The sequence below is a fragment of the Actinacidiphila rubida genome, from assembly GCF_900110255.1.
GTDB lineage: Bacteria > Actinomycetota > Actinomycetes > Streptomycetales > Streptomycetaceae > Actinacidiphila > Actinacidiphila rubida.
Genome location: NZ_FODD01000003.1, coordinates 324577 through 347222, shown reverse-complemented (window position 1 = coordinate 347222; position 22646 = coordinate 324577). Strand labels below are relative to the sequence as shown.

21 protein-coding genes are annotated in these 22646 nt (G+C 74.3%); 14 read left to right on the top strand and 7 right to left on the bottom strand.

The features are described 5' to 3' along the window. Positions 1–218: 218 nt before the first annotated feature. A complete protein-coding gene (locus tag BMW99_RS04585) occupies positions 219–3686 on the bottom strand; it encodes a phosphodiester glycosidase family protein (RefSeq protein WP_075016262.1) in 3468 nt (1155 codons plus the stop codon). Between the two features lie 294 nt (positions 3687–3980). On the opposite strand from BMW99_RS04585, the gene BMW99_RS04580 reads away from it, so the two are divergent. From BMW99_RS04580 to BMW99_RS04560, 5 genes are all read left to right on the top strand, one after another. Further along, positions 3981–5009 carry an ABC transporter ATP-binding protein gene (locus tag BMW99_RS04580; RefSeq protein WP_079175921.1) on the top strand — a complete coding sequence of 343 codons (1029 nt, stop codon included), beginning with the start codon at positions 3981–3983 and terminating at the stop codon, positions 5007–5009. Then, positions 5006–5758: an ABC transporter permease gene (locus BMW99_RS04575; RefSeq protein ID WP_245791184.1), complete on the top strand. Its 753-nt coding sequence runs from the start codon at positions 5006–5008 to the stop codon at positions 5756–5758. Before BMW99_RS04580 ends, BMW99_RS04575 begins: the two co-directional genes overlap by 4 nt. 92 nt (positions 5759–5850) lie before the next feature. Continuing rightward, a complete protein-coding gene (locus BMW99_RS04570) occupies positions 5851–7062 on the top strand; it encodes a sensor histidine kinase (RefSeq protein WP_079175920.1) in 1212 nt (403 codons plus the stop codon). A gap of 43 nt (positions 7063–7105) precedes the next feature. After that, positions 7106–7537, top strand: coding sequence for a DUF5959 family protein (locus BMW99_RS04565; protein WP_075016261.1), 432 nt, complete (start codon positions 7106–7108; stop codon positions 7535–7537). 138 nt (positions 7538–7675) lie between these two features. Beyond that, positions 7676–8377, top strand: a complete 702-nt coding sequence (locus BMW99_RS04560; protein ID WP_079138836.1) for a response regulator transcription factor — start codon at positions 7676–7678, stop codon at positions 8375–8377. 60 nt (positions 8378–8437) lie between these two features. Here the strand turns inward: BMW99_RS04560 and BMW99_RS04555 are convergent, their stop codons facing one another. Further along, positions 8438–9883, bottom strand: a complete 1446-nt coding sequence (locus tag BMW99_RS04555; protein WP_069466044.1) for an MFS transporter — start codon at positions 9881–9883, stop codon at positions 8438–8440. 99 nt (positions 9884–9982) lie between these two features. Between BMW99_RS04555 and BMW99_RS04550 the strand changes: the two genes are divergently transcribed. The 3 genes from BMW99_RS04550 (at position 9983) to BMW99_RS04540 (ending at position 12639) form a co-directional block, all read left to right on the top strand. Beyond that, on the top strand, positions 9983–10630 hold the full coding sequence (locus BMW99_RS04550; protein WP_069466043.1) for a class I SAM-dependent methyltransferase: 648 nt from the start codon (positions 9983–9985) through the stop codon (positions 10628–10630). A 75-nt stretch (positions 10631–10705) separates the two neighbouring features. Next, positions 10706–11707 (top strand): N-acetylmuramoyl-L-alanine amidase, encoded by a 1002-nt coding sequence (locus BMW99_RS04545; protein ID WP_075016260.1) that lies wholly within the window; start codon positions 10706–10708, stop codon positions 11705–11707. Positions 11708–11796: 89 nt separating this feature from the next. After that, complete coding sequence (locus tag BMW99_RS04540) at positions 11797–12639, top strand: DUF5336 domain-containing protein (RefSeq protein WP_069464303.1); 843 nt, start codon at positions 11797–11799, stop codon at positions 12637–12639. Positions 12640–12771: 132 nt separating this feature from the next. Here BMW99_RS04540 and BMW99_RS04535 read toward each other — a convergent pair whose 3' ends face one another. Together BMW99_RS04535 and BMW99_RS04530 are read right to left on the bottom strand one after the other, a co-directional pair. Then, positions 12772–13341, bottom strand: coding sequence for a hypothetical protein (locus tag BMW99_RS04535; protein ID WP_069464302.1), 570 nt, complete (start codon positions 13339–13341; stop codon positions 12772–12774). A 248-nt stretch (positions 13342–13589) separates the two neighbouring features. Continuing rightward, complete coding sequence (locus BMW99_RS04530) at positions 13590–14372, bottom strand: maleylpyruvate isomerase family mycothiol-dependent enzyme (protein WP_069464301.1); 783 nt, start codon at positions 14370–14372, stop codon at positions 13590–13592. Positions 14373–14473: 101 nt separating this feature from the next. Between BMW99_RS04530 and BMW99_RS04525 the strand changes: the two genes are divergently transcribed. Continuing rightward, positions 14474–14758 carry a hypothetical protein gene (locus BMW99_RS04525; protein ID WP_069464300.1) on the top strand — a complete coding sequence of 95 codons (285 nt, stop codon included), beginning with the start codon at positions 14474–14476 and terminating at the stop codon, positions 14756–14758. Positions 14759–14792: 34 nt separating this feature from the next. Here BMW99_RS04525 and BMW99_RS04520 read toward each other — a convergent pair whose 3' ends face one another. The 3 genes from BMW99_RS04520 to BMW99_RS04510 are packed head-to-tail and all read right to left on the bottom strand — an operon-like array spanning position 14793 to position 18105. Next, positions 14793–15890 (bottom strand): prenyltransferase, encoded by a 1098-nt coding sequence (locus BMW99_RS04520; protein ID WP_069464299.1) that lies wholly within the window; start codon positions 15888–15890, stop codon positions 14793–14795. Further along, positions 15887–16660 carry a class I SAM-dependent methyltransferase gene (locus BMW99_RS04515; protein ID WP_069464298.1) on the bottom strand — a complete coding sequence of 258 codons (774 nt, stop codon included), beginning with the start codon at positions 16658–16660 and terminating at the stop codon, positions 15887–15889. The genes BMW99_RS04520 and BMW99_RS04515 overlap by 4 nt, the downstream gene beginning before the upstream one ends. After that, entirely contained in the window at positions 16654–18105 is a 1452-nt protein-coding gene (locus tag BMW99_RS04510; RefSeq protein ID WP_079138530.1) for a glycosyltransferase family 4 protein, read from the bottom strand. Before BMW99_RS04510 ends, BMW99_RS04515 begins: the two co-directional genes overlap by 7 nt. Before the next feature lie 259 nt (positions 18106–18364). Here BMW99_RS04510 and BMW99_RS04505 point away from each other — a divergent pair, with 259 nt between their 5' ends. From BMW99_RS04505 to BMW99_RS04485, 5 genes are all read left to right on the top strand, one after another. After that, on the top strand, positions 18365–18979 hold the full coding sequence (locus BMW99_RS04505) for a TetR family transcriptional regulator (RefSeq protein ID WP_107451600.1): 615 nt from the start codon (positions 18365–18367) through the stop codon (positions 18977–18979). A 437-nt stretch (positions 18980–19416) separates the two neighbouring features. After that, positions 19417–20271, top strand: a complete 855-nt coding sequence (locus BMW99_RS04500; RefSeq protein ID WP_069464297.1) for a helix-turn-helix domain-containing protein — start codon at positions 19417–19419, stop codon at positions 20269–20271. A gap of 12 nt (positions 20272–20283) precedes the next feature. Continuing rightward, positions 20284–20487 (top strand): DUF397 domain-containing protein, encoded by a 204-nt coding sequence (locus BMW99_RS04495; RefSeq protein WP_069464296.1) that lies wholly within the window; start codon positions 20284–20286, stop codon positions 20485–20487. Positions 20488–20550: 63 nt separating this feature from the next. Further along, positions 20551–21795 (top strand): prenyltransferase/squalene oxidase repeat-containing protein, encoded by a 1245-nt coding sequence (locus BMW99_RS04490; RefSeq protein ID WP_075016259.1) that lies wholly within the window; start codon positions 20551–20553, stop codon positions 21793–21795. Further along, positions 21795–22466 carry an SCO2322 family protein gene (locus tag BMW99_RS04485; RefSeq protein WP_075016258.1) on the top strand — a complete coding sequence of 224 codons (672 nt, stop codon included), beginning with the start codon at positions 21795–21797 and terminating at the stop codon, positions 22464–22466. The genes BMW99_RS04490 and BMW99_RS04485 overlap by 1 nt, the downstream gene beginning before the upstream one ends. Positions 22467–22646 lie beyond the last annotated feature (180 nt).

Below are 22646 nucleotides of genomic sequence, written 5' to 3'. Positions count from 1 at the left end.
CCACCGCAGGGCACATGAGGTCTGGCGCATGACGCACAGCACATGACATCCGGCGGATGAGGCCCGGCGCATGAGGCCCGGCACCCGGTGCGAACGGCGTTCCGTGTGCGCACCGGGCCGCCGCGGCAATCCACAACGCGACCGGCGGGGTGCTCCCCTGGAGGAGGAGCACCCCGCCGGCGTGCCGGCCCGGCGGCCGGTCACACGTCAACGACGCGTCACTGCACGGTGACCTGCGTCGACGCCGTCACACCGCCGGACGTCACCGACACCGTCGCCGTGCCCGCGTGGTGCGCGGTCACGCGGCCCGTGACCCGGTCCACCGAGGCGATCCGCGCGTCCGACGACGACCAGACGTGGGACGCCGGGTCGGCGATCGGGATCGTCAGCGGGGCGATGTTGTCGCCGGCCACCTGGGTGCCGGTGGCCGTCAGGACCGTCTGCGAGCCCGCTGTGAGCGGGCCGGACGGCGCCGCCACGGTGATGCCCGACAGAGCCGGCTCCACCGAGAACTGCAGGGCGCCGTCGTTGCCGACGCGCATCAGCCCGAAGTGGTAGAAGCCGCCCTGGTCGGCGGGCGCGTAGGCGGGCATGCCCAGGTCCGCGAAGGTGAACTGCGGGATGCCGCCCTCCGCGGCGGTCACGCTGTGGCCCTCGGGGTCGAGGATCTGCTCGGCGAAGCCGCGCGCGTGGCCGTACATCATGACGACGTGCTGGGACGGGTGCGTCTGCTGGAACCGCTGCACCAGGCGCAGGTACATCCGCGCCTCCCACCGGTCGGTGAACTGGCTGTTGGCCGCCGGGTGCGGGTCGTACGCCGGCATGTGCGTGACGACGAGCACGTCCTTGGCCGTGGCCGCCGCGGTCAACTGCTGGACCAGCCACGGGTACTGCTCGCCGGTCGGGTCCTGGAACGGGTCCGAGGACTGCAGGCTGCCGTGCGAGTTGTCGGTGACGATCACCTGCGCGCGGCCGAGGCCGTACGCGTAGTGGGTGTCGCCGAACGTGGCGCTGTAGTTGCCGTTCTCGGCGTCGGCGCCCTGGGTGATCTCGTGGTTGCCGACGATGTCGCGCTCGGGGACGCCGAGGGCGTCCATCTTCGACTTGGCGAACTGCAGGTCGGGCAGCTTGCCGTCGTCGGCCATGTCGCCGAGGAACTGCGCGGCGTCCGGCCGGGCCTGCGGGGCCAGGGTGGGCAGCCGCTCGGCGATGGAGTCCATCACGTTGCTGCTGACCGACCCGGGGTCACTGGCGAGCATGTGCGCGTCGTCGCCGGCGAGCAGGGTGGTGCCCTTCTTCGCGAAGTCCGCGGAGTCCTCCTCGTACGACAGCCAGTCCGGGTTCTGCGGGACGGCGTGGTACGCGGGCGTGGTGACCGGGCGCGGCGAGTACAGCGCCTGGAGGCCGCCGACGTTGAGCGATCCGCTGTAGGAGGTGCTGGGGCTGATCGCGAGGAAGTCCACGAAGCTGATGGTCAGCGGGAACTGCATGCCCGCCGGCAGCTGCGCGACGGCCAGGTGCCAGCCGTTCCACGTCACGAACGTCGGGTACAGCGTCGTGGACGTGCCGTTGACGCCGATGTAGCGCTCGGCCAGCTCGATGCCGTTGCCGTCGCCCTTGATCCACACGCCGATGCCGGTGGGCACCTGGCCGTTGTCGGTGTCGGTGGCGAGGGTGACCTTGGGGACGAGCACGAGCTGCTTGACGCCGGAACCGGCCGGCATCGAGTAGTCGAGCTTCAGCGACCCGGACGCGGTGGAGCCGGGTGCGACGACGCCGGGGTCGGCGCTGAGCGTCGCGGGCTTGCCCGTGGAGTTGGTGCTGAGCCGCCAGTTGTCGAGGCTGCTCATCGGGTCGATGGTCTTGGTGACGCTGCCGACGGCGATCGACGACGAGGCGGTGGCGCCGGCCACCGTCGCGGTGACGTCGGCGAGGCCGCCGTTGGACGGGTCGGCGCTGAACAGGCCGTGCGCGTCGACGGTGCCGAGGTCCGAGGGCGTGACCTTCCAGGTGGCGGCCTCGGCGGGGATCTGCACCTGGCCCCCGCCCTTGACGGTGCCGGACAGCGTCAGCTGCTGGGTGGCGCCGCTGCCGAGGTCGACCTGGTCGGGGCTGACACTCAGCGAAGCCAGCGTGTCGACGACGGTCAGCTTCTGCGAGGTGATCGCCAGGCCGTTGGACGCGATGATGCGGCCGGTGCCGGCGCGCAGCGGCGTCAGCCTGCCGTCGGCGTAGGTGGCGAGCGACGCGGGCTCGACGCGCACGCGCGGCGTGCCGGCCGCCGGGTTGGCGAACCGGTCGACGGAGTGCACCGGCAGCGGGATGGAGCCGCCCGCGACCGTGGTGACGGGCTTGCCGTCGTTGACGACGGTCGCCACGGCCGGACCCGCGTCCTTGGCGGTGGAGTAGAAGAAGATGCCGTTCGCGACCGGGCGCTCGGTGTTGCCGGGCAGGTCGGACGGGGTGTTGACGACCTCCGCCTGGTCGGCGCCGGGGGCCCGGCTGACCATGCCGGTGGAGCCGCCGCCGTCGAAGAGCATCGCGGTCCACGCGCCGTGGGCGACCATGTAGCCGGCGGCCTGCTGCGCGGTGACGCCGAACGCGGTCTCGGAGCCGCCGTGGCCGTCGATGGCGACGACGATGGCGTGCTTGCCGTCCTTGGTGATGCCGACCGCGGTCTCGGGGTTGGTGCCGCTGGGCGGGGTGCCGGTCGGGTCGGTGTAGACCTGACCGTCCTTCACCAGGGTGTCGACGCCGCTGATCAGCTGGGTGACATCGTTATCGGGGGAGAGCTGGGAGGCGATCCCCACGGTGTCGCCCGCGTGCAGCGAGCCGGTCAGCCACTGGCCGCCGTCGCCCGCGCCGAGCAGGCCGAGCTGGTCCGCGCCGAGCTTGGGCACGGTGGTCACGCCGGCCTGTACACCGTCGACCACGAAGCCGCCGGCGGCGGTGTGGCCGAGCACCAGCGTGGACGGCTTGGCCAGGCCCGGGGTCTCGCCCAGGTCGGGGGTGACCTCCGTGATGCCGCCCGCGGCCGCGTCGTTGACGGTGTTCAGCGACGTCAGGGGGTGGGTCGCGGAGCCGTCGGTGATCGTGCCGGAGAACGTCTGCGGGCCCATCACCATGGTGCCGTCGGGCTTGACGGCGAGCACCGAGTCGAAGTCCTTCTGCGGGCTCTTGAGCAGGTGGCCGTCGCTCATGATGCCGCCGAGCGGGCGGCCGCTGGCGTGGATCTCGAAGTAGTCGCCGTTGACGCCGGCCACCGCGTGGGTGCGGTGCGCCATCGAGGACGGGGTCTCGTCGGCCGGGTTGGTGAGGGTGTCCCCCGCCTCGACCGTGCCGACCCGCAGGTTCGGGTCGCCGAGGTCAGCGGTGAGCACCTGGATGTGCTGGCGCCCGCCGACGGTGTCGTAGGTCTCGCTGTAGTGCTGCAGGCCGCGCGTGACGGTCTGCTCGGGCGTGCGGTCGTAGTCCACGACCAGCGGCCAGTTCTGCGGCGTCTTCGGCAGCCAGCTGTCCGCCGCCGGCCGGCCCGCGGTGTCCGCGGTGGCGGCGGACGCGTCCTGCGCCGGGCCCGACGCGACGGCCGCTCCGGTGACCACTCCCGTCAGCGCCAGCGCGAGCGCGGCGACCATCGCGGTGCGGCGCGAGCCGGCCCCCGCGACTCTTATCCCGCTGTGTCTCATTGCGGTTCCTTGTGTTCCTTCTGTGTCAGGTGTGCGTGTTCGGCCGCAAGCATCCGCTGTGCGCGACCCCTGTTCGGCGACGAGCGGATGACCGGATGGCTAGCAGCAGATGACCCTTGGCCGTGACCAGACGGTCGGATGGGACGGGTGATGGCCATGAGGCGGAGGATGACCACGAGGTTAGGCCCCGACGGGGTGGGCGGGCCCGCGGGGCGCCGGCGGTGACATCTGTCCCGCACGGCCGGGGACATTCGCTTCTGCCGCGGGCCGCGGCGCCGGCCCTAGCGTCGGAGCATGGTGAACACGTCACCCGCCGTGCGGCTCACGGCGGTGCACAAGAGGTTCGGCGCGGTACGGGCCGTCGCCGGGGTGGATCTGGAGATCGGGCGCGGCGAGACCCTCGCGCTGCTCGGGCGCAACGGCGCGGGCAAGTCGACGACCATCGGCCTGCTGCTGGGCCTGGACCAACCGGACGGCGGCGGCGTCGAGTTGTTCGGCGGGCCTCCGGCGCGGGCGGTCAGGGCGGGCCGGGTCGGCGCGATGCTGCAGGACGGGCACCCCATCCCGCGCGTGACGGTCGCCGAGCTGGTGGCGTTCGTGGCCGCCGCGTACCCGTGCCCGATGCCCGCGGCGGAGGCCCTGGAACTGGCCGGGATCGGCGCGTTGGGCGGGCGGCGGGTGGACCGGCTGTCCGGCGGGCAGGCCCAGCGGCTGCGCTTCGCCCTGGCCGTGGCGGGCAACCCGTGGCTGATCGTCCTCGACGAGCCCACGGCGGCACTGGACGTGGAGGCACGGCGGGCGTTCTGGCGCGCGATGCGCGGCTACGCGGCCCGCGGCAACACCGTGCTGTTCTCCACGCACTACCTGGAGGAGGCCGACGAGAACGCCGACCGGATCGTGGTCATGGACCGGGGCAGGATCGTCGCCGACGGCTCCGGCGAGCGGATCAAGCAGGCCGTCGGCGGCACGCTGGTCTCCTTCGACCTGGCCGGCGGCGGCACCGAGGGGCTGCGCGCCCTGCCGGGTGTGACCGCCGTGGAGGTGCGGGGCGACCGCGCGCTCCTGCGCTCCGGTGACTCCGACGCCACGGTGCTGGCCCTCGCCGCGGCCGGCCGGGTGCGACGGCTCGAAGTGGCGCCGGCCCGCCTGGAGGACGCGTTCCTGTCGCTCACCGACCCGATGGCCGACGCCCCTGACGACCCGGCGGGCGGGCCGGACGGCGAGCGGACGGGCGACCGGGCGGCAGGTCCGCCGGGAGCGGTCCGCGCGAAGGGCACCGCCAGGGGCCGGGCCGGGCGCGGCCGGAAGGAGCCGGTGCGATGAGCCGCCGCCTGGGTCCCGTGCTCCGCTACGCGCGGCTCGAGGTGCGCCGCACGCTGCGCGACGCCGGCTACGTCATCACCTCGGTGGCGATGCCGCTGACGATGTACCTGCTGTTCACGAATCTCGGGGCGAGCGAGAGTGCCGCGGACCGCGCGGACTACGCCCGGTACGCGATGGTCGGCATGGCCGCCTACGGCGCGCTGGGCGCGGCGCTGGGCATCGGCACCGGCGTCGCGGACGACAAGGGCCGCGGCTGGCTCCGGCAGTTGCGCGTCACGCCGCTGACGCCCGCGCAGGTCGTCGCGGGGCGGGCGCTGACCGCGTCGGTGACGGTGCTGCCCGCGCTGGTGACCGTGCTGGGCGCGGGCGCCGCCGTCAACGGGGTGCGGCTGGCGGCGTGGCAGTGGGCGGCGGTCGCGGGCCTGCTGTGGCTGGGCACGTTCCCGTTCACGCTGCTCGGCCTGGGCAACGGGTACGGCCTGAGCGCGCAGGCGACGGGGGTGGCGAGCATGGCGTCGATGATGGGGCTGTCCGTGATCGGCGGGCTGTGGATCCCGGTCGCGCTCTTTCCCCGCTGGCTCGCCGCCGTCTCCCGCTGGACGCCCACCCGGCGCTTCGGTGACCTGGGATGGAGCGTGCTCGACCACCGCGGGCCCTCGCTGGGAACGGTCGCCGTCCTGGGGGGTTGGCTGCTGCTGTTCGGCGGTTACGCTGTCGTCGCGTACCGGCGGGGGGCACGCACCGCATGACGTCAGTGACGCCTGCCCACGGCACTCCGCCGGCACCGACCGCTGCGCCGTGCCCGACGGCGGAGCCGCCGACGGGGACGGGGACGACCGCGATGCTGCTGAAGGACGACGACTGCCGCCGCAAGGGCTGGTGGTGGAGGAACCGGTCGTTCGACGAGGAGATCGAGCACCTCAAGGGCCCGGACGGCGGGGCGCTGATCCCCTGGCTGCTGATGGCCGTCGGGCCGGCCGTCGACATCCTCGAGGGCAGGGTCGGGCACCCGTGGGCGGCCGGCTGCGGACTCGCCGTGTTCTGTGTGCTGTACGTCGCCACCGCCCGCGCGGCGTTCCACGACCGGTGGCGCACCGGGCCGGTGCCGATCCGGCTGCTGGGCGCGCTGGCGGCGGTCACGCTGGCGCTGGCCGTCGGCTACGGCGGCAACTTCGTGCTGCTGTTCATCCTGGTCTCGCTGTGCGTCGGCAGCGTCGCGCACACGCGCCGCCGCCTGGGCCTGATGCTGATGCCGCTGAGCGCGGCCGCCGGGGTCATCGCGTCGCTGCACCACGAGGGGTTCTGGGGCACCGCGAGCCTGGCGTACGGCACGTTCCTGTCCGGTCTGGTCGTGTCGGTGATCATCACGTTGTTCCATGCGGTGGCCCAACTCAAGGAGACACGGCAGGAGTTGGCGAGGTCGGCCGTCGCGCAGGAGCGGCTGCGGTTCTCCCGCGACCTGCACGACCTGCTGGGGCACACCATGTCGGTGATCGTGGTGAAGGCCGAGGCGGCCCGGCGGCTGGCGCCGCGCGACCTGGACGCGGCGCTCACGCAGGTCGCCGACATCGAGGGCGTGGGCCGGCAGGCGCTCACCGAGATCCGCGAGGCGGTCACCGGCTACCGCGAGGGCAGCCTGTCGACGGAGCTGGACCGGGCCAGGTCCGTGCTGGCCGCGGCGGACATCGAGGTGGTGGTGAAGGAGTCGGGGCCGCCGCTGCCCCCGCACACCGAGGCGCTGCTCGGCTGGGTGGTGCGCGAGGGCGTCACCAACGTCGTGCGGCACAGCGGCGCGACGCGCACCGTCATCGAGTTGCGGACCGACGCGGGCCGCGCCCGCCTGGTCGTCTCCGACAACGGCGGCGCGGCGCGGGCCGCCGCGCCCGGTGCCCGCACCGCCGGCGGCACCGCGGTGCAGGCCCGGGTCGGCACCGGCCTGCGCGGCCTGACCGAGCGGCTGGCGGCGGCCGGCGGCAGCCTGGAGCACGGCCCCGCGGCGGGCGGCGGCTTCCGCGTCACCGCGGTCCTGCCCGTCGAGGAGCCCGCCGCGTGAGTAGGGTTTGCGCGGCATCGTGCGCGCATGGGGAGGGGCCGTCATGGCAGAGGAACCGATCGACCTGATACGCCTGGAGGGCGACGGGAACAGCGTCGTCCTGCGGATCAGCGGCAGGGGCGGGCAGCCGGGGCACGGCGGGACCGGTGCCCTGTCCGGGGAGTTCGTCGTCGACACCCCGTTCGTCCGCGGCTCGCTGGCGACATCGCTCCTCCCCGAGGACCTGAGCCGCTGGCAGCAGGCGCTGGACGGGCTCGACACCGGGCAGAACATCGCCTGGCGCGAGGGGCAGCGCGCCCCGTGGCTGCTCGTCGAACTCGACGACGCCGCCGACCGCTGCCACGTCACCGTCAAGGACCCTTCCCGGTCGCTGACCGCGGTGACGGTCACCGTCCCGCTTCCCGACGCCTGGTTCGACGACGCGTACCAGCGGCTCGACCGGGTCTGGGAGACCTGGCCGCCGGCGGGCGACTGACCGCCCGGGCCGGCCCGGGCCGCGGGCCGGCGCCGGCCCGGACCGAACGCGGCCGCCCCGGCGGGCCGTTCGGGCCGGAGGGGGCCCCGGGGCGGATGGGGACCGTGGTGTCCGCCGTGCGGTGACTACCCTGTGCTCATGACCGACGCGCACGCCGAGCAGTCAGCACCGTCCGCGCCGCCGACGGCGGCGGCGCGGACCTCGGACGCGCCGGACGGCGCGGCGGGCGGCGCGCGGATCCGGGTGCTGCTGGCCGAGGACCAGGGGATGATGCGGGGCGCGCTGGCGCTGCTGCTGGGCCTGGAGGACGACATCGAGGTCGTCGCGCAGGTGGCCGCGGGCGACCGGATCGTCCCCGAAGCGCTCGCGATACGGCCCGACGTCGCGCTGCTCGACATCGAACTGCCGGGCCGCAGCGGGCTGGACGCGGCCGCGGAGCTGCGGGCGCAACTGCCGTCGTGCCAGGTGCTGATCCTGACGACGTTCGGCCGGCCCGGCTACCTGCGCCGCGCGATGGAGGCGGGCGCGGCCGGGTTCCTGGTCAAGGACGGGCCGGTGGAGGAACTGGCCGTCGCGATCCGCCGGGTGCTGCGCGGGGAGCGGGTGATCGATCCCGCGCTGGCCGCGGCCGCGCTGAGCGCCGGCCCGAGCCCGCTGACCGCCCGCGAGGAGGACGTGCTGAACGCGGCGGCGGACGGCGCCACCGTCGCCGACATCGCGGGCCGGCTGTTCCTGTCGGAGTCCACGGTCCGCAACTACCTGTCCTCGGCGATCGGCAAGACCGGGACCCGCAACCGGATGGAGGCGGTACGGGCGGCCCGCCAGAACGGCTGGCTGTGACCGCGCGCACCGTCCCGTCCGTCCGCTCGTCCCGTCCGCTCGTCCCGTCCGGCCCGCCCGCTACGCGGCCGGCTTCGGCGCGGGGTGGGGCAGCAGCGCGATCAGCAGGGAGCCGGCCGCGATGAACGCCGCCCCCAGCAGGAACGCCAGCGAGTAGCCGGACGTCAGCGCCTGCGGCACGGACGCGCCGCCGGCCGCGCGCGAGGCGGTGCGGTCGACCGCGGCGGTCGCCAGGATCGTCAGGCCCAGCGCGCCGCCCAACTGCCGTGAGGTGTTGAGCAGTCCGGACACCACGCCCTGCTCCCCCATCGTCACACCGGACGTCGCGGCCGCGGCGATCGGCGTCATCAGCATGCCCGCGCCGAGCATGGTCAGCATGCCGGGCAGGGCGATCGCGGCCACGTAGCCGCTGTGCACGCCGAGGTGGCTCTGCCAGGCCAGGCCGGCCGCGGCCATCGCGCCGCCCGCCGCGCTGACCAGCCGGGCGTCGACCAGGCCCATCAGCCGCGGCGCCAGCTTCGAGCCGACCACGATGCACAGGGTGTGCGGCAGGAACGCCAGACCGGCCTGCACGGGCGAGTAGCCCAGCACGTTCTGCATGTAGAGGGACAGGAAGTACCAGGTGGAGAACATCGCGGCGCCGGTGGCGAGCAGCACGGTGTTGGCCGCGGACACCGAGCGGATCCGGAACAGCCGCAGCGGCATGAGCGGTTGGGCGGTACGGCCCTCCACGAGCACGAACGCCACGAGCAGCAGGGCGCCCGCGGCGAGCGGCAGCGCGGAGTCCACCGAGGACCAGCCGTGGGACTGGCTCTCCGCGATCCCGTAGGCCAGGGCCGCGACGCCGCCGGTGACCAGCACCGCGCCGGGCACGTCCAGCCGCCGGCCCGCGGAACCGCGGCTCTCGGTGATCCACAGGGCGGCGCCGAGCAGCACCAGCGCGCCGACCGGCACGTTCACCAGCAGCACCCAGCGCCACGAGAGGTAGTCGGTGAGCACGCCGCCGACGAGCGCGCCCGCGGCGCCGCCGCCCGCGCCGACCGCCGTCCAGGTGCTGATCGCCCGGGTCCGCTCGGAGCCCTCGGGGAAGGACGTGGTGAGGATCGACAGGGTGGTGGGCGCCAGCACCGCCGAGCCCAGGCCCTGCACGGCCCGCGCGGTGATCAGCATCCCCGGGTCGCGGGCCAGGCCGCCGGCCAGGCTGGCCGCGGTGAACAGGCCGAGGCCGGTGAGGAAGACCCGCTTGCGGCCGAACAGGTCGGCGGCGCGGCCGCCGAGCAGCAGGAACCCGGCGAAGGTCAGCGCGTAGGCGTTGACCACCCACTGCTGGCCGGTCTGCCCGAGGCCCAGGGCGCTGCGCATCGACGGCAGCGCGACGTTCACCACGGACACGTCCAGCACGACGAGGAACTGCCCCGCGCACACCACCAGGAGCACCGCCCAGGCGGGCGGCCGCGTCCTGCCGCCCACGGTGGTTCGTTCACGCTGCCCGACAAGTCCAGTCATGGGGCCCATGCTGCCCGCCCGGCGGCGCCTCGGCATCGGGATTTCGACCTACGACCAGGGGCCCGCGGACCGGCTCGGGGGTGGACCTAGGGTGGTGCCATGACCGACGTGCTCGCGGCGTTCGAGGCCGCCAAGGGGTTCATGCCGCTCGACGAGGGCCTGGCGCTGCACGCCGCCGCCAAGGAGGCGACGGCGGGCCCCGCCACCCCGGGCCTGCCCCTGCTGGAGGTCGGCACGTACTGCGGCCGCTCCACGATCCTGCTCGCGGACGCCGCCCGCAGCGCCGGCACCGTCGTCGTCACCGTCGACCACCACCGCGGCAGCGAGGAGCAGCAGCCCGGCTGGGAGTACCACGACACCTCGCTGGTCGACCCGGCCACCGGCGTGATGGACACCCTGCCGGAGTTCCGCAGGACGCTGCACGCGGCCGGCCTGGAGGAGCACGTCGTGGCGGTCGTCGGCCGGTCGCCGCAGGTCGCACGGCTGTGGCGGCAGCCCCTGGCGATGGTGTTCGTCGACGGCGGCCACACCGACGAGCACGCGAACGCCGACTACGAGGGCTGGGCGCCGCTGATCGCCGAGGGCGGGCTGCTCGTGGTCCACGACGTCTTCCCCGACCCCGCCGACGGCGGGCAGGCGCCGTACCGGATCTACCGCCGGGCACTGGACTCGGGGGCCTTCGCCGAGGAGTCGGCGACCGGCTCGCTGCGGGTGCTGCGCCGCGGCCCCGGCAGCCTCGCACTGTAGCGGGCGGGTCGCGCTCCGGGACGAACCGGACGGCGGCGGTGCGAGCCGGTACGCGGGGCCGCTAGAGTCGCGGGCGTGTTCAGCAACGAGTCACGCGGGGGCGGCCGGGGCGGACCGCTGCTCATAGCGGTCGCCGTGGCGGTGGTGCTGTGCGTGGCGGGCGTCGCCGGCTTCCGCTGGATACACGACTCGGGCGGTGGCGCGGACGCGCCACTGTCCTCGGACACCTCCGGCGCGAAGGACTCCGGGTCCTCGTCGCCGTCCTCCCCCTCTGCTCCTTCTGCTTCCTCCGCCCCTTCCGCTTCGTCGTCCGCCTCCGGGAAGCCCGGCGCGGGCGGGGCGGGCAACGGGGCGGGCGCGCACGCGGGGCAGTCCGCCGGAACGCTTCCGCTCGCGGGGCGGGTGATCGTGCTGGACCCGGGCCACAACCTGGGCAACGCGTCGCACTCCGCCGAGATCAACCGGCTCGTGGACATCGGGAACGCCCGCAAGGAATGCGACACCACGGGCACGGAGACCGACGCCGGCTACCCGGAGGCGCGCTACACCCTGGACGTCGCCCACCGCGTGCGGGCGATCCTGGAGGCCCGCGGCGCCAAGGTGGTCCTCACCTACGACGGCGACCGCGCCTACGGGCCGTGCGTGGACGAACGGGCCCGGATCGGCAATGCGGCGCACGCCGACGCGGCGCTGTCCATCCACGCCGACGGCGGCCCCGCCACCGGCTCCGGCTTCCACGTGATCGCGCCGCAGTCGCTGCACGCCGGCATCGCGGACACCCGCTCCATCGCGGGGCCCTCGTACCGGCTGGCGACCACGCTGCGCGGGAAGTTCGCCGCGGCCACCGGGGAGCACTACGCCGACTACCTCGCCGGCGGTACGGGGTTGACGGTCCGCAGCGACCTGGGCGGGCTCAACCTGTCAAAGGTGCCCAAGGTGTTCATCGAGTGCGGAAACATGCGCAACTCCCACGACGCCGCGTCGTTGACGGACTCCGCGTGGCGGCAGCACGCCGCCCAGGGCATCGCGGACGGCCTCACCGCCTTCGTCGAGGACACCGGCGGAGGCCGGGGCTGACCCGTAGCATGGGGCACCGTTCGGAACCGCCCGATGCCTGCACGACGTCCGATACGAACGAACCGAAACGACAAAGGACAGGACCTGACGTGAACATCCGCTCCCTGACCCGAGGAGACGGCGCGGTGATCGGAGCAGCGGTGCTGCTGCTGATCGCCTCGTTCCTGCCGTTCTTCTCCATCGACCAGGTCAACAAGTCGGTCAGCTCGTGGAGCCCGGCCCTGTTCCCGCTGCTGCCGGTCGTCACGCTCGGCGCCCTCGCGTCCGCCGCCGCCGTGCTCGTGGGCCGCAACCAGCCGGCCGAGAAGAAGCTCATCGGCCTGACGCTGCAGCAGTGGAGCACCGCGCTGGCGGTCGTCGTCGGCTGGGCGGCGCTGTGGTCGATGTTCGCCACCGCCATCCCGGACGTCGGCCAGGGCGGTGCGAACGACGGTGTGAGCAAGGGCGCGGGGGCTTGGCTGACACTGATCTTCGGCCTGGCGCTCGCGGCCGCGGCCGTGCTGTCCGACCGCGTTCCGGCGCTGCAGGCGCCGCTGCTCGGCGCCCCCAAGCCGGCCCAGCCCTACGGCGGTCCGGCCGGCGGGCAGCCGTACGGCGTCGCCCCGCAGCAGGCCGGTTACGGCTACCCCGGCGGCGCGCAGTCCGTCGACCCGGCGTTCGCGCAGGGTGGTCACCAGGCCGCGCCGTACGGTGGCGCCCCGCAGCCGGCGGCCACCGCCCCGGCCCCGTCCGCGGACTTCACCGCGTTCTGGTTCGCGGTGCCGGTGCCCCGTCCGCTGTACTCCGAGGACGGTGCCGGCGGCCAGATCGCCGAACTGACCCCGGGCACCTGGTACCTGGCCGTCGACCAGCGCGGTCAGGCGCTCGTCGCGCAGACCCAGGACGGCCGCCGCGGCGTCCTCCAGGACAGCAGCGGCATCCAGCGCGGCTGACACCGTCGCCTTCCTGACGGCCGAACGGCCGGTGTCCCCTTGCCTGTTCGAGGGGACACCGGCCGTTCGCCGTTCGCGCGCCCGACGCACCGCCGTTCGGCCGACGATCAGGCCAAACGATCAGGCCGACGGTCAACCGGTGCCGTTCGCACCGGACTTCAGGTCGGACAGCGACGGCACCTTGTCGGTGACGTCGGCGCCGGCGTTCTTGCCGGCCTCCTTGACCTTGTTGATCACGTCGTCGTAACTGTTCACCGTCGCGTCGACGTTGTCGCCGTTGCGCAGCTTGCCCGGCAGGGCCTTGAGCGAGGCGATGCCGGCGGTGAGCGGCGCCATGAACCTGCTCAGCGTGGGGTCGCCCTTGGCGTTCACCGAGGCCGCCTTGAGCCGGTTGTAGGCGAACGCGCCCGCGAGGCCGGCCTTGACGAAGGTCAGCTTGCGCCCGCCGGCGCCCTTCTTGAACTTCCCGGCCTTGGCGGGTTTGACGATCCACTGGTAGGTGGCACCCGCCGCCAGGCCCGCGTTGGCGACGAACCGGGTCTTGGCGAGTTTCTGCTTCTCGGCCGTGCTGGTCGGGCTGGGGCTCGGCGAGCTCGCGCCCGGTGCGGCCGCGGCGTGCCCGGCGCCCACGGGCACCAGCAGCAGCGCGACCGAGAGCAGCAGGACGACGAAGGCCCTGCGGATCGGGATTCCGGTGGTCACATCGCACCTCCGGTTCGCATGAGGAACGCCTGGCCGCCACGCGTGTGGCCGTCGTGCGTGCGGCTGTCACGCGTGCACGGCTGCGCGACGTCGCGCGGGGCGGGATGCGTGCACGAGGCACGCATGCCCCCCGCACGCATCCACAAGAATCACCCGGGCGGCCCAGTCCCGCCATTCGGAGGGATCACCGCAGGTGGGAGCGCCGGCCGGTGGCGGGGTCCGGTCCCGGCCGGATCCGTCGCGGCCGGTCAGCCCCAGCGCGTGCGATCGAGCCAGTGGTCGAAGAGCGTCCGGTCGCCGAACAGCGCCAGGCGGTCGCTGTCCGCGGGCAGGCGGCGCTGCATGACCAGCAGCAGGTCGGTGAGCGTGCCGCGCACCGCGACGTCGGCCTTGGTGTGCTCGCGGCGCACCTCGACGTGCCCGGGTCCGCCGGTGACGAGCCATTCGGCACCCGGCACGTCGGTGGCGTGCAGGTGCAGCGTCCGGCCGACGCCGAGCAGTCCGGCCAGGTCCGGGTCCTTCGCGGCCTGCTCGGGGTCGCTGAGCAGGCCCAGCCACTCGTCGATCCCGTCGGCCGCCAGGTCCCCGTCGGTCACGTAGGGGCGGCCGGCCGTGAGGGCCGCGTCCGCGCGGTGCACCAGCGTCTCGACGGCCATCCGCCGCGCCCAGAACCCGGCGCGGTGCGGGCCGGCCCAGGTCCACACCGGCGCCTCCGGCCCGGCGGCGCGCAGGGCCGCCGCGAGAGCCGCGGCACCGTCGGCGAGCCAGGTGTCCAGCGCGGCGGCGCCGGGACCCGGCTCGTAGCCGGGGACGTGTGCGGCGTCGTCGGGCAGCTCGTCGGACGCGCGGGCGCGCACCATGGCGTCGGCCCACCGGTGCGCCTGGCCGACGTGCGCGGCGAGCTCGTGCAGCGTCCAGTCCGGGCAGGTCGGAACCTGCCGGGCGAGGTCGGCGCCGTGCAGCGCCTCCCGCAGCGCGGTGGTCTCGGCGATGACGGCGGCGCAGTACCGTTCGTGGTCCAGTGGTGCCATATGCGGTCGTTCTCCCGTGCGTTCGGCGCGCAGTGGCCGGCGCCGGCCGCTCTCCGCGGTCAAGGAAGTTTCAACCACCCTAACGGGGCAATGCGGTTGTCATGGCCAGACGGTATGGCGGCAACCCCGCCGCGGCGATCATCCTCATCGCCGCAGACATCGCTGCATTCATCCTGATCCTGTGGATCCTGTTCTTCCTGCTGGATGCCAATCGGGCGAACGACCTCGTCAACTGGGTGCACCATGCGGCCAACTGGCTGGCGACGTGGTCGAGGGACCTGTTCACACCGGACAACGCCAAGTGGCGGACCGTCCTCAACTACGGCCTGCCCGCGCTGGTCTACGCCGGGCTCGCCCACCTGATTGCCCGCCGGATCAACGCCTGATCCCGGCGGTCGGCGGCGCGGGCAGGTTCCCGGTTCAGCCCGCGGGCCGCTTGCCGCAGCAGCCCGGCGCCAGTCCGGCCGGCAGCCGCTCGGCCCCGAAGACGGCGGTGGTCGCCTCGTCCCCCCCGAGCGCGGCCACCGCCAACAGCAGTGCTCCCGCCGTCCACGCGGTGCGCTCCACCGGCCAGAACGCGTCGTCCTCGAAGACGTACCCGGTCCAGTACAGGCCGTCGTCGGCCCGCAGGTGCTGGATGTCGGCCAGGATGCGCACCGCCCGGTCGGACTGGCCCACCGCCCACAGCGCCAGCGCGAGTTCCGCGCTCTCGCCGCCGGTGACCCACGGGTTGGGCACCACGCAGCGCACGCCCAGGTTCGGGACCACGAAGCGGTCCCAGCCCTCCGCGATGCGCGCGTCGGCCCGCGGTCCGCGGAGCGTCCCGGACAGCACCGGGTAGTACCAGTCCATCGAGTAGCGGCTCTTGTCGAGGAACCGCTCGGGGTGCCGGCGGATCGCGTGGCCCAGCGCGCCGGTCGCCAGCTCCCAGTCCGGCTGCGGCTCCTCGCGGTGCTCGGCGATGGCCAGCGCGCAGCGCAGCGCCTGGTGCACCGAGGAACTGCCGGTCAGCAGCGCGTCGGCGACCGGCCGGCCGTCCGCCTCCCGCTTCCAGCCGATCTGGCCGCCGGGCTGCTGCAGCGCGAGGACGAACTCCACGGCCGCGTGGACGCAGTTCCACATGCGCTCGATGAACGCGTCGTCACCGGTGGACAGGTAGTGGTGCCAGACGCCGACCGCCACGTACGCGCAGAAGTTGGACTCGCGGGCCAGGTCGGTGGGGCGCTGCGCGTCGCCGTCCTGGTAGGCGGCATACCAGGATCCGTCGGCGTTCTGGTGGCGGGCCAGCCAGGTGTACGCGGCGTCCGCGCGCTCGTGTTCGCCCGCGACGTCCAGGGCCATCGCGGACTCGACGTGGTCCCACGGGTCGAGGTGGTGGCCGCGGAACCAGGGGATGGCTCCGTCGGCACGCTGGATCGCGGCGATGCCCGCCGCCGTGGCGGCGGCCTGCTCGGCGGTGAGCACGCCGGGCAGCGCGAGGCGCTCGGTGCTGCCCTGCTCGCGGCCGGGTGAGGTCACGCGGCGGCGTCCGCGGTCGGCCCGGTGCCGTCGGTCAGGTCGTCCGGCAGGTGCGGCAGGTGCGGCTTGGTGGCGTAGGCCACGAAGCTCTTGCCGATCAGCGGGTTGAGCGCCTGCTCGGCGAGGCGGGTGGCCAGCGGCTTCTTGACGATGTCCCAGACCAGCAGCTTGTGGTAGAGCTTCACCGGCAGCGCGCCGTCGTTGTCCACGCCGACCGCGCACTTGATCCACCAGTAGGGCGCGTGCAGGCCGTGCGCGTGGTGCGTGCCGTACGGCTTGAGGCCCGCCTCGCGCATCCGGCCGAGGAGTTCCTCGGCCTTGTAGATGCGGATGTGGCCACCCTCGACCTCGTGGTACGCGTCGGACAGCGCCCAGCACACCTTCTCCGGGCCGTAGCGCGGCACGGTCACCGCGATCCGGCCGCCGGGCCGCAGCACCCGGACCATCTCGGCGAGCACGCCCTTGTCGTCGGGGATGTGCTCCATCACCTCGGAGATGATGACGACGTCGAAACTCGCGTCGGGGAACGGCAGGTGGAGGGCGTCGCCCTCCATGGCGACGGCGCTGGCGCCCGCGGGCGCCTCGCCGGCCTCCTTCATCGCCGCGAACCACTTGGCGACCTCGCGGATCTCGTCGCCGTTGCGGTCCAGGGCGACGACGCGGGCGCCGCGGCGGTAGCACTCGAAGGCGTGCCGTCCTCCGCCGCACCCGAGGTCGAGGACACGGTCGCCGGCGGCGATCGGGAAGCGGGTGAAATCCACGGTCAGCATGAACGGCTCTCCGTGCCGGGTGCGTTGACGATCTGGGCGGCCCCGTGCGCGGTCGCGTCGGGGCGGGACGTGCGGGTGGTGTCGAAGGCGGCGGCCGCCGCGGCGGCGGCGAGCGGCCGGGGGGCCGGGCGGACCCGCGGCTCCCCGGGCCCGGCGCTGGTGCCGGTGCCGAGGCCGCCCGTCACGGCGCCCTGCGCGGCGATCGCCTCGCGGTACAGGTCGGCGGTCGCGACGGCGGCGCGGGTCCAGGTGAAGCGGTCCAGGACGCGGGTGCGGCCCGCGGCGCCGAGCCGGCGGCGCAGGCCGGGGTCGGCGAGGGCGCGGTCCAGGGCGGCGGCGAGCGCGCCCGCGTCGCCGGGCGGCACGGCCAGGCAGGTCTCGCCGTCGGGGCCGGCGACCTCGGGGACGGCCCCGCCGGTGGTGGCCACCAGCGCCGTGCCGGTGGCCATCGCCTCGGCGGCGGGCAGCGAGAAGCCCTCGTACAGCGAGGGCACGCAGGCCACTTCGGCGCTGCGGATCAGGTCGACGAGTTCCGCGTCGCTGATGCCCTTGACGAAGTCGACGGCGTCCGCGAGTCCGAAGTCCTCGATCGCCTCGGCCACCGGCCCGCTCTCCGGCCGCTTGCCGACGACCACCAGGTGCGCGGCCGGGTGCTGGGTCCGGACCTTGGCCAGCGCCTCGACGAGGAACACCAGGCCCTTGAGCGGGACGTCGGCGCTGGAGGTGGTGACGATGCGTCCGGGCACCTCGGGCACCGAGGCGTCGGGCGAGAACAGCCGGGTGTCGGCGCCGATGGGCACGGTGTGGATGCGCCCGGGCCGCACTCCGAGGTCCTCGGCGATCTCGGCCTTGGAGGAGCCGGAGACGGTGAGGACGGACGGCAGCCGCCGCGCGACCCGCTTCTGCATGCGGGTGAACGCGTACCAGCGGCGGACGGACAGCCGCCGGCGCCAGTCCTGCGCGGCCGCGAGCTCCAGCCGGCGGTCCACGGTGATCGGATGGTGGATGGTGGTGACCAGCGGCAGGCCCAGGCCCAGCAGGCCGTAGCCGAGGGTCTGGTTGTCGTGGACGACGTCGAAGTCACTGCGGCGGGCCGCCAGATGGCGCCGGGCCCGCAGGCTGAACGTGAGCGGCTCGGGGAACCCGCCGGTCCACATCGTGCCGACCTCCAGCGCGTCGACCCAGTCGCGGAACTCCTCGCGGCGCGGCGTGCGGAAGGGGTCGGGCTGCCGGTACAGGTCCAGGCTCGGCAGTTCGGTGAGGGTGACGCCCTCGCCGAGGGAGTCCAGCACGGGGTACGGCTGCGCGCCGATCACCTCGACGCTGTGGCCGAGCGCGGCCAGTTCACGGGACAGGTGCCGGACGTAGACGCCCTGGCCGCCGCAGAAGGGGTTGCCCTTGTAACTGAGCAGCGCGATCCGTAGCGGCCTGGCCTGAGGCGTCACTCCGGCCCCCTTCTCCCTGCGATTGAGCCGGAGCGTAACCGGTCGCGCTAATCTAGAACAAGTTTCAGACTTGAGGGTACAGAACGCGAATCTACCCGCACGCACCCCTCCCGGACCTCGCGTCCCGGGTGATTCGCACCACGGCACCCGCCTGCCATCATGCACGCAGGACGGGCCCGGGGGCGCGCGGCGGCCGGCCGCGGCACGCACACCCGGTGGACGGCGAGGAACGGTGGACGGACGGCACGCGATGGGACACATGAGCACCGACCCCCGGCCGTCCCCTCTTCCGCTGACCGAGCGGCAGGAGGCCAGGCGGCGGGGCATCCTGGACGCCAGCACCCGGCTGGCCTGCGGCGGCGGCTTCGACGCCGTGCAGATGCGCGAGGTCGCCGAGTCCTCGGGGGTGGCGCTGGGCACCCTGTACCGCTACTTCCCGTCCAAGATCCACCTGCTGGTGGCCACCATGGACGACCAGCTCCAGCAGTTGCACGCGGCGCTGCGCAAGCGCCCGCCCGCCGCGACCGCGCCCTCGGAGCGGGTGGCGGAGACGCTCCTGCGGGCCTACCGGGCACTGCAGCGCGAACCCCTGCTGGCCGACGCCATGGTCCGCGCGATGATCTTCGCCGACCGCTCGGTGAGCGGCCAGGTCGACGCGGTCTCGCGGCTGACGACCACGATCATCCTCGACGCGATGGGGCCCGACGCGGCCGGCGGGACCGCAGGCGCCGGGCGCACGTCGGCGGTCCGGGTCATCGAGCACACCTGGCACGCGGCGCTGGTCACCTGGCTGTCGGGACGGGCGACCGTCGACCAGGTCACCGAGGACATCCGCACGGCGTGCCGGCTGCTCGACCAGCCGACGCCCGCCTGACGCCCGGCCGGCGCACCGACCGACACCGACCGACACCGAGCGTGCAACCGGTCGAGGCCGCCCCGGGCCGGCGAGGCGCGTCCGGAGCCCCGCTCCGGAGTGCCTGGAGGGCCGCTCGAGCGCCGTCCGGAGCGCGGCACACCCCCGCCCGGAGCGCCGGCCCCGCGCGCCAAGTGATCACATTCGGCCGCACCATCCTTCACGGCAGCGCTCATGCGCCTCCGTGCGCCCCACCTCGCACGCCGTGCGCCGGAACCAGGTGGACCCGGCCAACACCCTTACTGTGCAAGGGAGTTGACTGTGTCATAACGCACGAGCGGGAATCCGTTATGGGGCAATAGTGCACCACTGCAACCTTGTCTCCGAAATTTCCAGAAACGATCTGGACCCCGTGGATGCGGAACGGCACACTCGGAACAGCATCAAGAAGGGACACCATGCCGCTCAGAAGCACCGCAACCGCCCGCCAGGAGCGCCTCGGTGCGGAGCTGCGGAAAATGCGGGAGGCCGCCGGTATCACCGCCCGTGACACCGCGCGGCTGCTCGGCACCGACCCGGCGAAGGTGAGCCACATCGAGGCGGGCCGGCTGGGCGTCAGCGAGGAGCGGTTACGGCGCCTCGCCTCGTTCTACGAGTGCGGGGACACCGCGCTCATCGACGCGCTCGTCGCGATGGCCAACGGGCAGGGCCGCAAGGGCTGGTGGGAGACGTACCGGGGTGTGGTGCCGGCCGCCCTGCTGGACGTCGCCGAGCTGGAGCACCAGGCCGTCCACCTGCGGACGATACAGATCACCCACATCCCGGGCGTCTTCCAGACCGAGGACTACACCAGGACCGTCTTCGGCTACGCCATCCCGCCGCTGCCGGAGAACGAACTGGAGGCCCGGGTCGCGCACCGCCTGGAACGCTCGGGCGTGCTCTACCGCGACGCCGCGCCGCCGTACGAGGCGCTCGTCCACGAGGCGGCGCTGCGCATGCGGTTCGGCGGCGGCAAGGTCGCCCGGGCCCAGCTGGAGCACATCCAGGAACTGAGCCACCTGCCCCACATCAGCGTGCGCGTCATCCCGTTCGCCGCCGACGGCCACATAGGGTCCGGGCACGCGATGCTCTACGCCAGCGGCGCCGTCCTGGCACTCGACACGGTGCAGATCGACTCCGCGCACGGGATCAGCTTCCTGCACGCGGCCCCGCACCTGGCCAACTACCGCGTGCTCTACGACACCCTCGACGCGGTGGCCCTGGACCGCCCACGCTCGCGCGACTTCATCCACAGCATCTCCCGAGACCTCTGAAAGGCACTGGCCATGACCGCGCCCCTGATTTGGCAGAAGTCCACGTACTCGCAGGAGCAGGGCGAGTGCGTCGAGCTGACCACAAGCGGGGGCGCGGTCCTGCTGCGGGAAAGTGACGACCCGACCGTGATATTGACGACAACCCGCAAGGACCTGGCCCGCTTCCTGCAGGTCATCAAGGTCGGCTCGGGCGGTCCCAGGGCGCCCCGCCCCTGATGGGCGCGGCGGCCCGCACGTTAAGGTGAGGCCTTCCCCATCCCCGGAAAGGCCCCCACCCTCATGCCCCTGCGCCGCCGCGCCGCGACCGTCCTGGCCGCCGCCACCGCCCTCACCGCACTGACGGCGCCCGCGGCGCTCGCTGCCGCGCCCCCGGCCGGCCTGTACGGCTCGGGCGACCCGACGTACGACGGCGTGTGGCGGCAGTCCTACGCGCTGCTCGCGCTGCACACGGAGGGCGTCACCCCGGGCGCGGCCGCGGTCTCCTGGCTGACGGGCCAGCAGTGCGCGGACGGCGGCTTCCCGTCGTTCCGGGCGAGCACCACGACCCCGTGCGCCCCCAAGGCGGAGGACACCAACGCGACCGGCATCGCCGTCCAGGCGCTGGCCGCGCTCGGCGGGCACCAGGCCGAGGTCGGCAAGGCCACCGCGTGGCTGAAGACCGTGCAGAACGCCGACGGCGGCTGGTCGTACAACCCCGGCGCCGCGTCCGACCCGGACTCCACGGCCGTCGTCCTCGGCGCGTTCGCCGCGACCGGCACCGCGCCGGAGAGCGTGCGCGCGGGCAGCGGCCGGACCCCGTACGACGCGCTGCGCGGCTTCCAGTCCGGCTGCGCCGGGAAGCCCGCGGACCGGGGCGCGTTCACGTATCCGATGAACGGCAAGAAGGCCGTCAACGCCAAGGCGACGACCGACGCGGTGCGCGCGTCGCAGGGCGCGGGCTTCGTCGTGGCGCCGCAGGCCGCGGACTCCGCCTCCACCGCGCCCGGCTGCACGGGCTCGGCGGACCCGTACGCCTCGCTGGCCCCGAAGGCGTCCGGCCTGGCCGGCGCGGCCTGGCTGGCCGGTCAACTCAGCGCGGGTGGTCAGCACTTGACCGCGGTCACCCCCGGCGCCGACAAGCCCACCCCCGACTACGGCACCACCGCCGACGCGGTCGTGGCCCTCGCGGCCGGCGGCCAGCAGACCGCGGCGAAGGCGGCGTACGCGTGGCTGGCGGCCAACGCCGGCGCCTGGGCGCACGGCAACCCGGCCGCCCTCGCGCAGCTGGTCCTCGCCGCGCACGCCACCGGCGGCGACCCGCGCCACGCGGGCGGCGCCGACCTGGTCACGCAGCTGACCAACCTCGGTCCCGCGCCCGCCGCCGCCTCGGCGTCGGCCACCCCCTCGCCGTCGGCGTCGCCCGAGCACAAGAAGAAGGACGGCGGCAGCGGAAGCGTGGGCACCTGGCTCATCGTCGCCGTGATCTTCGTGGCCAGCGTCGGCTTCGGCATCCTGCTCAGCACCCGCAAGCGGCGGCAGGTCTGATGCGGCGGCCGGGCACGGTCGCGGCGACCGCGGCGGCGCTGGCCGCCGCGGTGGCCGTGCTGCTCGCCGCGGCGGCGCCCGCGCAGGCCACCGGGTACCGCTACTGGTCGTACTGGCTGCGCTCCGGCGGCGCGTGGACGTACGCGCAGACCGGTCCCGCCATGCACGTGCCTGCCGACGGCACCGTCGAGGGCTGGCGCTTCGCGGTCAGCCGCGACGCGGCCGCCAAGGCCGTGCAGCCGCGTGGCGCGGCCGACTTCGCGACGATCTGCGCGGGCACGCCGGCCGTGAAGGGCAGCAAGCGGGTGGCCCTGGTCATGGACCCGGGCACCCCCGCCGACGCGTCCGGCGGCGAGACCCCGCCGGCTCCCCGCACGGCCTGCGCCCGCGTCCCTTCCGACGCGTCGTCCGCCGACGCGCTCGCCGCCGTGGCCCGGCCCCTGCGGTACGACTCCGCCGGCATCCTCTGCGCCATCTCCGGCTATCCGCGCGCCGGTTGCGGCGAGGCCGTGGCCTCGGGCCCGGCCCCCGCCGCGTCCTCCGCCGCCCCGCACCACGACGGCGGCCCCTCCGTCGGCCTGTACGCGGGCGCCGCCGCGGTCGCCGCCCTCGCCGGCGCCGCCGTCTGGCAGACCCGCCGGCGCCGCCACCCCCGCTCCCCGCAGCCATGACCCCGGACCCCGCCGCCCCCGGCACCCACCCCCGGACGGACGAGGACGCCGACTCCCGCGCCGTGACCTCCGGCGCGACGCCGGATCCTGCCGCGCCGGATCCCCTCCCGGGGCACGCCGTCGAGGCCGAGGGCACGGGCACCCCCGACTCCGCGCTCTCGCGGCCCCGTCCGCGGGACG

What these genes read in the sequence shown, in the direction of transcription:
- BMW99_RS04560 (WP_079138836.1), top strand. Translation starts at nt 7,676, where the DNA reads ATGACCGACGCGCACGCCGAGCAGTCAGCACCGTCCGCGCCGCCGACG.
- BMW99_RS04575 (WP_245791184.1), top strand. Translation starts at nt 5,006, where the DNA reads ATGAGCCGCCGCCTGGGTCCCGTGCTCCGCTACGCGCGGCTCGAGGTG.
- BMW99_RS04550 (WP_069466043.1), top strand. Translation starts at nt 9,983, where the DNA reads ATGACCGACGTGCTCGCGGCGTTCGAGGCCGCCAAGGGGTTCATGCCG.
- BMW99_RS04565 (WP_075016261.1), top strand. Translation starts at nt 7,106, where the DNA reads ATGGCAGAGGAACCGATCGACCTGATACGCCTGGAGGGCGACGGGAAC.
- BMW99_RS04580 (WP_079175921.1), top strand. Translation starts at nt 3,981, where the DNA reads ATGGTGAACACGTCACCCGCCGTGCGGCTCACGGCGGTGCACAAGAGG.
- BMW99_RS04555 (WP_069466044.1), bottom strand. Translation starts at nt 9,883, where the DNA reads ATGACTGGACTTGTCGGGCAGCGTGAACGAACCACCGTGGGCGGCAGG.
- BMW99_RS04500 (WP_069464297.1), top strand. Translation starts at nt 19,417, where the DNA reads ATGCCGCTCAGAAGCACCGCAACCGCCCGCCAGGAGCGCCTCGGTGCG.
- BMW99_RS04485 (WP_075016258.1), top strand. Translation starts at nt 21,795, where the DNA reads ATGCGGCGGCCGGGCACGGTCGCGGCGACCGCGGCGGCGCTGGCCGCC.
- BMW99_RS04585 (WP_075016262.1), bottom strand. Translation starts at nt 3,686, where the DNA reads ATGAGACACAGCGGGATAAGAGTCGCGGGGGCCGGCTCGCGCCGCACC.
- BMW99_RS04505 (WP_107451600.1), top strand. Translation starts at nt 18,365, where the DNA reads ATGAGCACCGACCCCCGGCCGTCCCCTCTTCCGCTGACCGAGCGGCAG.
- BMW99_RS04525 (WP_069464300.1), top strand. Translation starts at nt 14,474, where the DNA reads ATGGCCAGACGGTATGGCGGCAACCCCGCCGCGGCGATCATCCTCATC.
- BMW99_RS04495 (WP_069464296.1), top strand. Translation starts at nt 20,284, where the DNA reads ATGACCGCGCCCCTGATTTGGCAGAAGTCCACGTACTCGCAGGAGCAG.
- BMW99_RS04530 (WP_069464301.1), bottom strand. Translation starts at nt 14,372, where the DNA reads ATGGCACCACTGGACCACGAACGGTACTGCGCCGCCGTCATCGCCGAG.
- BMW99_RS04570 (WP_079175920.1), top strand. Translation starts at nt 5,851, where the DNA reads ATGCTGCTGAAGGACGACGACTGCCGCCGCAAGGGCTGGTGGTGGAGG.
- BMW99_RS04490 (WP_075016259.1), top strand. Translation starts at nt 20,551, where the DNA reads ATGCCCCTGCGCCGCCGCGCCGCGACCGTCCTGGCCGCCGCCACCGCC.
- BMW99_RS04515 (WP_069464298.1), bottom strand. Translation starts at nt 16,660, where the DNA reads ATGCTGACCGTGGATTTCACCCGCTTCCCGATCGCCGCCGGCGACCGT.